We start from the raw sequence: 9,770 nt of genomic DNA, 5'->3' as shown, positions 1-9,770 counted from the left end.
CCGGAGCGGAGCGCCGCTGCTGCCGCCTCGGCGAACCCGGGCGACCAGTCGAGATCGGCGGGCAGGTCGAGCATCCCGCAGGCATGGATCATCCGCACCGCCACCGGTTCCAGCCCCGGGGGCACCCGGCTGAGGTCGGCACCGGCCCGGATGGCGGCGAACGACTGCCGGTAGATCTCGGGCCCGTCGCGCAGATAGTCGTAGGTGACCGTCATCGTCCGGAGTCCTCCACCGGCTGGGGAGCGGCCGGTCCGCCGGTCCCCCGGTCCTGCTGTGTGACCACGCTGCTGATGGCCGCTTCGGGGCGGAGGCCGGCGTCCACCAGGCGGCCGAACCCGGCGGCGTCGTCATCGTGAAGGTAGAGCTCGTAGGTGCCCGGTGCCGGCCCGCCCACCAGCGTGGAATCCGACTGGGTGCGGGTGGCACACCCTTTGGGGCACCCCGACAGATGGATCGTCCGATCCGCCACCGGAGCGGGGAGCGCCCGCAGGCGCGCCACCACCCGGGCACCGTCGGCCTGCGTGTCGGCCAGGCCGGCGTGGCAGCCGGAGCTGCCGGCGCAGGCCACCACCCGGTGTGCCGGGTCGTCCGGATCGGCGGAGAGCCCCAGCCGGTTGAGGGCGGCGACCACGGCGGGCGCCTGGGTGGGGGCGATCCCCGCCAGGATGACACCCCGCCAGGGCGTGAGCCGGAGCTCGCCGCCGCAGAGGTCCTGGGCGAGGTCGGCCAAACCGGCGGCGCCGGCGGGGCTGAGCCGTCCCAGCAGTGGTGCGGCCCCGCACCAGAGCGTCCCGGCCCGGGGACCGTGCCCGCCCGACGGGTAGAGCCCGATCGGCGCCGGTGGGACCCCGGCCGGGGCCGGCGGCGCTCCGGGTGCCGGTGCGGGGGCCCCGGCGGCGGGCACGGGGGCCGGCACGGGCTCCTCGTCGCCGCCGCGCAGGGCGACGAACCAGAGGACGACGCCGAGGAGAAGCCCGATGAGGGCGAACTGGTAGGGACGGGAGATCTGCGAGCTCACGGGACGAGGCATCGGCTGTCCCGCCCTGCGGCTTGAGGGCGACCTGTCTCGCGCGGACCCCGGTCCAGGCCGCGCGGACGGTGCTCAGCCGCCGTCCGGCTCCTCGCGAGACGGCGGAGCGAGGCTCATGAGCCCGAGCTCCCGGAGCTGCTCCTCGTCCACGGGTGCCGGCGCGCCGGTGAGCGGGTCGCTCCCGGTCGCCGTCTTCGGGAACGCCATGACGTCGCGGATCGACTCCCGCGCGGCGCAGATCGCGACGATCCGGTCGATGCCCATCGCGATCCCCCCGTGCGGCGGCGCGCCGTAGCGGAGCGCGTCGAGGAGGAAGCCGAAGCGGTCGCGCGCCTCGTCCTCCCCCATCCCGAGGTGCTCGAAGATCCGCCGCTGGACGGCCGGATCGTGGATGCGGATCGACCCGCCGCCGATCTCCGTCCCGTCGAGCACGAGGTCGTAGGCCCGCGACCGCAGCGCCGCCGGGTCGTCGAGATCCCCCTGCGGGGCCGTGAACGGATGGTGGAGCGGGTCGAAGCGGTCGGCCGCCGGATCGTGCTCGAACATCGGGAAGTCGACGATCCAGAGGACGTCGTGCGCGTCGTCGGGGACGAGCGCGAACCGCTCGGCGAGCTCGAGCCGCAGCGCGCCGAGCGCGGCGGCCGCGACGGCCTCCGTGTCGGCCGCGAAGAGGAGGAGGTCCCCCGGCTGCGCGCCGAGCGCGTCGTTGACGCCGCGGATCTGGTCGGGCGTGAAGAACTTCGCGAGGTTGCCCTGCCACGGCCGCTCGGCGTCGTCGCCGCCCGCGTAGATCGGCGCGACCGCCTTCGCCCCGTGCCGCCGCACGACGTCGTTGAGGCCGTCGAGCTCGGAGCGCGACATCTCCCGCGGTCCGGCGTTGAACGCCCGCACCACCCCGCCGGAGTCGAGGACGCCCTGGAAGACCTTGAAGTCCGAGCCCGCGACGAGCTCCGACACGTCGGTGATCTCGAGCCCGAACCGCGTGTCCGGCCGGTCGACGCCGTACTTCAGCATCGCCTCGTCGTAGCTCATGCGCCGCCACGGCGCCGGCGGCAGGGGCAGGCCCGCGACGTCGAAGACCGCGGTCATCACCCGCTCCATCACGCCCATGACGTCGTCCTCCTCGACGAACGACATCTCGAGGTCGAGCTGGGTGAACTCGGGCTGGCGGTCGGCGCGCAGGTCCTCGTCCCGGAAGCAGCGCGCGATCTGGTAGTAGCGCTCGAACCCGCTCATCATGAGGAGCTGCTTGAAGAGCTGCGGGGACTGCGGCAGCGCGTACCACGAGCCGAGCTGCATCCGCGAGGGCACGAGGAAGTCGCGCGCGCCCTCCGGCGTCGACCGCGTGAGGATCGGCGTCTCGATCTCGAGGAAGTCCTCGGCGGCGAGCGTCTCGCGCATCGCGTGGACGATCTCGTGACGCAGGACGAGCGCCTCGCGCATCCGGTCGCGCCGCAGGTCGATGACGCGGTTCGCGAGCCGCGTGAGCTCGTCGACCGGCGTCTCGTCGTCGACGGGGAACGGCGGCGTCTCCGCCTCGGCGAGGACGTCCATCTCCGTCACCCAGATCTCGACCTCGCCCGTCGGCATCTTCGGGTTGACGTTCATCTCCTCGCGCTTCACGACCTTGCCGAGCGCGCTCACGACGTGCTCGGAGCGCAGCCGCTCGGCGGCCGCGAACGCCTCGCCGCTCGAATCCGGGTGGAAGACGAGCTGGACGAGACCCGACCGGTCGCGGAGGTCGATGAAGATGAGCCCGCCGTGGTCGCGGCGCCGGTGGACCCAGCCGGACACCCGCAGCTCGCGCCCCTCGTCGGTCGCCCGCACGTCCCCGCACCACGTGTCGCGGTACGCGTTGGCGGCAGGCGGCTGCTTCATGGCGGTGTCGGGGCTGCTCACAGGTGGCAACGTATCGCTCGCGGTCGTGCGGCCGCCGTGACATTCCCCTTCGCTCTCGCCTCCGCCTCCGGCTCCGGCTCGGACGTCGCTCAGGGGAACATCACGTCAGCCGCCCGGTGAGAGGCACCGGGACCACGGAACGCCACCACCACGGAGGCTGTGGGTACCAAGGGGTGGCAGCGCGACCGCCACGTCTGAACCACCGCCCCAGCTCCATCGCAACGACCGGGGTGAGAGCGCGAGCACCACCGCCGGCGCCGACGGGGCGGGGGATCGGACGTTCTGCCGAACGGCGTCGCAAGACGGCCGGAGGCCGGGTTGCGGAGTGAGGCGGAATGTCCGATCCCCCGCCCGCCCGCAGCTCCCGACCAGGGACGCCGAGAAACGACCTACAGCGCCGCCAATCCGCGTCCCCGCAACACGTCGTGCACCACAGCGTCGACCCCGCCGTCCACCGACGACTGCTCTCCCGACTCCATGTCGCGCAGCTCGATGGCGTCCTCGGAGACGATCGCGACGTACCGCGCGTCGAGCCGGTCGGCCTGCTTGAGCTGGCCCTTGATCGAGCGGCCCGCGAGCTCGAGCTGGGACAGGAGCCCCGCCGCCCGCGCACGCGTCGCCAGCGCGAACGCCGTCGCGCGGATCTCGTGCGGCGGGCCGCCGTCGGCGCCGCCGCCCTCCATCGCGACGTAGAGGTCGAGCGGCGCACGGGGCTCGGGGCGCGGCGTCGCGGCGAGGAGGACGCGCTCGACCCCCATCGCCCACCCGATGCCGGGCGTCGGCTTGCCCCCGAGCTGCTCGATGAGGCCGTCGTAGCGGCCGCCGCCGCCGACGGCGCTCTGGGCGCCGAGGGCGCCGCTCGTGAACTCGAAGACCGTGCGCGCGTAGTAGTCGAGGCCGCGGACGAGGGTCGGGTCGATCTCGTAGCTCACGCCGGCCCGGTCGAGGAGCCCGCGGACCTCGGCGAAGTGCTCGGCGTCGTCGGCGTGCAGCTCGTCCATGAGCCGCGGGGCGCTCGCCATCACCTCGCGCGTGCCGGGGTCGTCGGCGTCGAAGGCCCGCAGCGGGTTCAGCTCGATGCGCGACCGCACCTCCTCGCTGAGGCGATCGGCGTTCGCCCGCAGGTGGGCCTGCAGCTTCTCGCGGTACTCGGCGCGCGTGTCCGGGGTGCCGAGGGACCCGATCCGCACCTCGAGCTCGCGGACGCCGAGCTCCGAGAGGATCGCGTGGAGGAGGACGACGGACTCCGCGTCGACCGCGGGGTCGGAGCTCCCGATCGCCTCGGCCCCGACCTGCCAGAACTGCTTGTAGCGCCCCGCCTGAGCGCGCTCGTTGCGGTAGAAGCTGGAGAGGTACCAGAGCTTCACCGGCTGCGGGAGCTTGTGCATCCCGTGCTGGAGGTAGGCGCGGGCGACGGGCGCGGTGCCCTCCGGTCGCAGCGTGAGGCTGCGGCCGCCCGCGTCCTCGAACGTGAACATCTCCTTCTGCACGATGTCCGTGGACTCGCCGACGCCGCGCGCGAAGAGCTCGGTCGCCTCGAAGGTCGGCGTCTCGATCCGCTCGTAGCCGGCGCCCTCGAGGACGGACCGCGCGACGCGCTCGACCGCGAGCCGCGGCACGGCGTCCTGCGGCAGCACGTCCTGCGTGCCGCGCGGGACCTGGATGCGCTCGGCCATCAGGTGCTCTGCGGAAGGTCCTGCAGGAACGGGTTCGTCGCCCGCTCCGCTCCGAGCGTCGTGAGCCCCATGTGCCCCGGGTGGACGCGCGTCTCGTCGGGATAGGCGTCGAGCAGGGTCGCGATCGACGCCGCGAGGGTCGGCCAGTCGCCACCGGGCAGGTCGACGCGCCCGACCGAGCCCTGGAAGAGGACGTCGCCGCTGAACATCATCTGCTCGTCGGGCACGACGTAGGTGACGTGGCCGGGGCTGTGACCGGGCGTGAAGACGACGTCGATGCTCATCCCGGCGAGCTCGAGCGTCTCGCCGCCCTCCACGAGGTGGTCGGCCTCGTAGCTCTCGAACGGCCCGAAGCCCGGCCACGGCACGTAGTCCATGACGTTCGCGAGGACCTCGCGCTCGAGCGAGGGGCAGTAGACCGGCGCGCCCGTCTCCCGGGCGACCGGGGCGACCGCGCCGACGTGGTCGAAGTGCGTGTGCGTGAGGAGGATCGCCTCGACGTTGACGCCGAGCTGCTCGATCGCCGACAGGATCTTCGGCGCCTCGTCCCCGGGGTCGACGAGGAGGGCCTCCGTCGCGCCGTCGCGGCGGAAGAGGAAGCTGTTCTCCTGCACCGGGCCGACGGTGAACATGCGGACGTCCATGGCGGTCACCCCTTCCCCTCCGCCTTGCGCTTCATGCGCCGGCGGTAGATGAACTGGTCGGTGTAGTAGCCGAGCGGGATGTACACGACGAACATGAACGCCGCGAGCCCGATCGCGCCGGCGACCGGCTGGCCGAAGAGGAGGATGAGCGCGACGCCGAAGATGACCGACGCGATCGCGGCGCGGTTCGCGGCCGAGGTCCAGCTCGGCGCGCGCTCGAGGCGCGCCTGCGCCGCCGTCGCCCGCGCCAGCTTCTTGCGCTCCGCGGGACTCGCCGGACGGCTCGTGCGTCCCCTCGTCTCCACCATGCCCGCCGCGTTCCCGCGGTGCTTCCGCTTCCTCTTGGTCTGAGCCATCGCACCTACCACTGTACGCCCGCGAGCGCATCCTCGACCGTCCGGCGCCCCCGCAGCGGGACCTCGGCCGGGAAGCCGTCGAGCGCGGCGGCGGGCGCGAGCCCGACCAGCTCGGCCCCGCTCACCTCCGCGTGGCGGGCGACGGCGGCGACGACGTCCCGCAGCGGGACGGCGAGATGGTCCTCCACGTTCGTCGAGACCTGGACGATGCCGCCCTGGTCGCTCAGCTCGAGCCCGATCGCGCGAAGGCCGGGCAGGCCCTCCGTGCCGCTCTCCCGGATCGCCGCCGCGATCGCCCTCGCGTCCGCGACCGTCGCCGGTGGCGCGAGCTCGACGTTGAAGGCGACGAGCGGCGGCCGGGCCGCGAGGAGGACGGCGCCGGCCGTCTCGTGCGCGGCGCCCCGCGGGCCGAAGTCCGGGACGACGTCCCCCGCCCCGATGCGGCGCGCGAGGCCCTCGGGCCCGCCGCGCCGCAGGTCGGCGCGCGTCCGGCCGCCTCCGAGCGCGCCGTAGAGGACGCACGGCAGCCCGAGCTCGCCGAGGAGCGCGCCGGCGACGAGCGCCTCCGCGCACGCGGCGCCCCGCCTCGCGTGGTCGAGATGGACGACCGGCACGACGTCGAGGGCCCCCACGTGCGGGTGCTTGCCGGGATGCGCGCGGATGTCGACGTGCTCGACGACCGCGGCGGCTCCGTCCCGCAGCGCGCGCGACAGCGACCCCGGCCGGCCGGCGAGCGTGAAGACGCTGCGGCCGTGGTCGGGATCGGCGTGCACGTCGAGGAGATGCGCGTCGCCGCCGGCCGTGAACGCGCGGCCGACGAGGTCGAGGATCTGCTCGTCCTCCCCCTCCGAGACGTTCGGGATCGCGAGGAGGACGTCGCCGGGGACGGCGCTCACCCGACGAGCGTCCCGTCCTGCACCACCGTCACGCCGCCGGCGACGAGCGTCGGCTCGAGGACGACGACGTCGAGGTGGACCGGCACCGCCACGGTGCCGCCGATCGCGGCGCTCGCCCCGAACGCGACGTGCGCGGTCCCGAGCGCCTTCTCGTCCTCGAGGATGTTCCCGGTCAGTCCCGCTGCGGGGTTCGTCCCGGCGGCGAGCTCGGCGAGGTGCCGCCCGTCGGGGCCGTGGGCGTCGAGGAGCGCGAGGAAGCGCGCGCCGTCCTCGCCGCTCGCGTCCGCGAGCGCGCCGTCGCGGACGGTGAGCCGGACGGGCTCGGCGGGGAGGCCGATGCCGGCGAGCGAGTGGGCCACGAGCGTTCCCTCGCCGCCCGCCGGGCTGATGAACCCCTCCCCGCACGGGAGGTTGCCGAACGCGGCGGGAGTCGTGAGGTCGCCGTCGTCGGCGATCGCCGCGCGCCCGCGGAGGTCGAACGTCATCTCGGTCCCGTGCGGGCAGGTGAGCGTCGCCTCGTCGGCGGCGTCGAGCGCCTCGGCGACCTCGCGGCTGCGCCGCGCCATCTGCTCGACGTCGACGCCCATGAGCCGCGCGAGGAGGTCCGACGTCACGCCCGGGAGCGTCGCGCCGCGGATCCCCGCCTCGGTCGCGGCCTTGCGGGCCTTCGTGTGCGACAGCGACGGCAGGCACGGCGCGAGGTAGACGTCGCAGTGCCGCAGCGCGGCGGCGACGGCCGGCGGCGGCTCGGTGCCCCGCTCCGGGCGCGGCGGCAGCGTGACGAGCATCGCGTCGGCGCCCGCGTCGAGCGACGCGTCCAGCAGCGCCTGCCCGACGTCCGTCGTGTCGGGGTCGGCGATGACGAGGACGTCCTCGCCGGAGACGATGCCGAGGCAGCGGGTGACGACGGCGGACGCGGCGGCGGCGAGGTCGGCCATGGCGCCGAGCATAGGCGCCCGGGAGGCGTCCCGGGCGGCGGGCCGCGGTCCGGACCCGCCGCGCTAGACTCGGCCTCCTGGGGCTGGGTAGCTCAGCTGGTCAGAGCGCACGACTCATAATCGTGAGGTCGGGAGTTCGAGTCTCCCCCCAGCTACTGCGCGAAGGGCCCGCTCACCGCGGGCCCTTCGCCGTCCCGCCTCACCGCGACGCCCTGCCCCACGTGAGCCGCCCCGGGACCGCGAGGAGCGCGGGGACGAGAACGCGCCGCACGACGAGGACGTCGAGCAGGATCCCGACGACCATGAGGATCGCGAGCTCGCGGAACGGCCGCAGCGGCACGATCGCGAGGAGCGAGAACGTCGCCGCGAGCGTGACCCCGGCGACGGTGATCGCGCCGGAGGCGGAGGCCGCTCCGACGGCGATCGCCTCGCGGACGCGGCGCCGGTCGACCTCCTGCCGGACGCGACCGGCGATGAAGACGTTGTAGTCGGACCCGAGGCCGATGAGGAGGACCCCGGCGACGAGCGGGACGTAGTAGACGAAGTGCTCCCCGCCGAGCACGACGCCGATGAGCAGCGCGGACAGCCCGTAGGCGGCCGCGAGGCCGAGGGCGCTGGCGAGGACGAGGAGCGCCGCGGCGAGCGGCGCTCGCAGGAACGCGGTGAGGAGCACCGCGATGACCACGAGCGCCACGATCGCGACGCGCACGAGATCGCCGAGCGTGCGGTCGACGGTCTCCGTGGCGAGCGCCGTCTCCCCCGCGATCGACGCGCGGGCCCCGCCGAGTCCCGCCTCGTCGAGGATGCCGGGCAGCTCGTCCGAGAGTCGCCCGACGGCGTCGATCGCCCCGGCCCCGGTCGGGTCCTCCGCGAGGAGGACGATGAAGCGCGCCGCGCCGCCGTCGTCGGCCACGACGAGGTCGCGGAACGGCACCTCGCCCATGCTGGGAGGGCCGATGACGGTGCGGACGCCGTCGTGCTCCTCGATCCGCGACTGGATGCGGGCGAGCGCCTCGGCGCGGTCGCCGATGCCGGCCTGCTCCACGATGACGTCGACCGGTGCGAGGAGGCCCGGGCCGAAGGCCGCCGCCACGTCCGCCGCTGCGCGGCGCTCCGGCGAGTCCTCGGGCAGCGACGCCACGAGCCCGACCTCGGGATCCGCGGAGCGCGCCGGCGAGGCGGCGAGCACGAGCCCTCCGAGCCCGATCAGCACGACGACGAGCGCGACCGGCCTCGTCGCCAGGAGGCCGGAGACGCGCCGGCCGACGGTCCGTCCGCTCGTGCCCTCGGACGACCGCGGGGTGAGCGTGCCGCCCGCGATCGCGAGGATCGCGGGGACGCACGTGACCGAGACCGCGGTGACGACGAGGGCGCAGAGCGCGAGCCCGGGGCCGAAGATGCGGAAGAGCTCCATGTCGCCTGCCAGGAGAGATGCGCAGGCGCTCGCGACGACGATGCCGGCGGTCAGGACGATCGGCGTGATGCGCGTCGTCGCGCGCCGGGCCGCCCCGGGCACCGACAGCCCTTCGCCGAGGCGGGTCCGCAGGTCCGACATGTAGAAGACGGTGTAGTCGGTGACGAGACCGAGCACGAGGACGACGAGGACCGGCTCGATCTCCTGCGGTGCCGGGGTCCCTGCCCGCTCGGCGACCCAGGAGATGCCTCGCAGCGCCACCGCATAGGCGATCCCCGCGACGACGAGCGTGATGACCGGCGCCGCGATCGACCGGAAGTACACGCCCACGATGAGCGCGATGACGATGACGGTCGCCGCCTCCACGATCGGGAGCGCATCCTCGATCTCCTCGTACTGGGCGAGCCGTGCCGGACCGGCGCCCGTCACGCGGGCGTCGGCGCCGGACCCGGCGCCGTCGAGGCTCCGTGCGTACCGCAGGGCCGCGTCGCGCCGGTCGTCGAGGTCGAGCGACGGATCGAGGAAGAGGAAGCTCACCACCGCGGTCCGGTCCTCGGGCCAGTCGAGGCCGGGCAGGTCGACGTTCGGCACGGGCACGGCCAGCGGAACGCCGATGTCGGGGCCCTGCCGGACGGCGTCGACGTGAGCGGCGACCGCGTCGCGGCCGAGCCCGTCCGGGTCTCGCTGGACGACGAGGGTGTCCGCGCCGAGGGTCGTGCCGAACCGCTCGATCGCGCGCTCCTGGGCCTGCGCCGCCGCGCTGTCCTCGGGGATGATGTCGTCGAGCGACGCCCCTCCGCCCCCGAGCGCCGGGAGCGCGATCCACGCGGCGACGGCGGCCGCGATCCACAGCGGCACGACGATGTGCCGTGCCGCGACGACGATCCGTGCGTAGCGCTCGAGCATCTGTGCTCCGT

At 74.5% G+C, this 9,770-nt stretch carries 9 protein-coding genes and 1 tRNA gene; 1 reads left to right on the top strand and 9 read right to left on the bottom strand.

Translation table 11 applies throughout. The annotated features are described in order from the left end of the window. The 8 genes from ACME2J_RS12100 to ACME2J_RS12065 all read right to left on the bottom strand — a co-directional run. Positions 1–215, bottom strand: a 215-nt coding sequence (locus tag ACME2J_RS12100; protein ID WP_495545171.1) for a precorrin-8X methylmutase, incomplete at its 3' end; no start/stop codon positions are given. After that, positions 212–1,018 carry a ferredoxin-like domain-containing protein gene (locus ACME2J_RS12095; RefSeq protein WP_495545170.1) on the bottom strand — a complete coding sequence of 269 codons (807 nt, stop codon included), beginning with the start codon at positions 1,016–1,018 and terminating at the stop codon, positions 212–214. The genes ACME2J_RS12100 and ACME2J_RS12095, both read right to left, overlap by 4 nt. Positions 1,019–1,102: 84 nt before the next feature. After that, positions 1,103–2,908, bottom strand: a complete 1,806-nt coding sequence (gene aspS / locus ACME2J_RS12090) for an aspartate--tRNA ligase (protein ID WP_495545172.1) — start codon at positions 2,906–2,908, stop codon at positions 1,103–1,105. A gap of 410 nt (positions 2,909–3,318) precedes the next feature. Further along, positions 3,319–4,605 (bottom strand): histidine--tRNA ligase, encoded by a 1,287-nt coding sequence (gene hisS / locus ACME2J_RS12085; protein WP_495545169.1) that lies wholly within the window; start codon positions 4,603–4,605, stop codon positions 3,319–3,321. After that, positions 4,605–5,249, bottom strand: a complete 645-nt coding sequence (locus tag ACME2J_RS12080; protein ID WP_495545168.1) for an MBL fold metallo-hydrolase — start codon at positions 5,247–5,249, stop codon at positions 4,605–4,607. The genes hisS and ACME2J_RS12080 overlap by 1 nt, the downstream gene beginning before the upstream one ends. Before the next feature lie 5 nt (positions 5,250–5,254). Then, entirely contained in the window at positions 5,255–5,605 is a 351-nt protein-coding gene (locus ACME2J_RS12075) for a hypothetical protein (RefSeq protein ID WP_495545166.1), read from the bottom strand. Between the two features lie 5 nt (positions 5,606–5,610). Next, the gene (locus ACME2J_RS12070) at positions 5,611–6,501 is read right to left on the bottom strand and encodes a hypothetical protein (protein ID WP_495545165.1); all 891 of its coding nucleotides are present in this window, start codon (positions 6,499–6,501) and stop codon (positions 5,611–5,613) included. Continuing rightward, positions 6,498–7,439: an aminopeptidase gene (locus tag ACME2J_RS12065; protein ID WP_495545164.1), complete on the bottom strand. Its 942-nt coding sequence runs from the start codon at positions 7,437–7,439 to the stop codon at positions 6,498–6,500. Before ACME2J_RS12065 ends, ACME2J_RS12070 begins: the two co-directional genes overlap by 4 nt. A gap of 81 nt (positions 7,440–7,520) precedes the next feature. On the opposite strand from ACME2J_RS12065, the gene ACME2J_RS12060 reads away from it, so the two are divergent. After that, positions 7,521–7,594 (top strand) — tRNA-Met (locus tag ACME2J_RS12060). A 44-nt stretch (positions 7,595–7,638) separates the two neighbouring features. Here ACME2J_RS12060 and ACME2J_RS12055 read toward each other — a convergent pair. Further along, entirely contained in the window at positions 7,639–9,759 is a 2,121-nt protein-coding gene (locus ACME2J_RS12055; RefSeq protein ID WP_495545163.1) for an MMPL family transporter, read from the bottom strand. Positions 9,760–9,770 lie beyond the last annotated feature (11 nt).

The sequence above is a fragment of the Paraconexibacter sp. genome (assembly GCF_059438195.1).
Note: the sequence above shows the minus strand (reverse complement) of the source record. Positions and strands in the feature narration are given on the sequence as shown.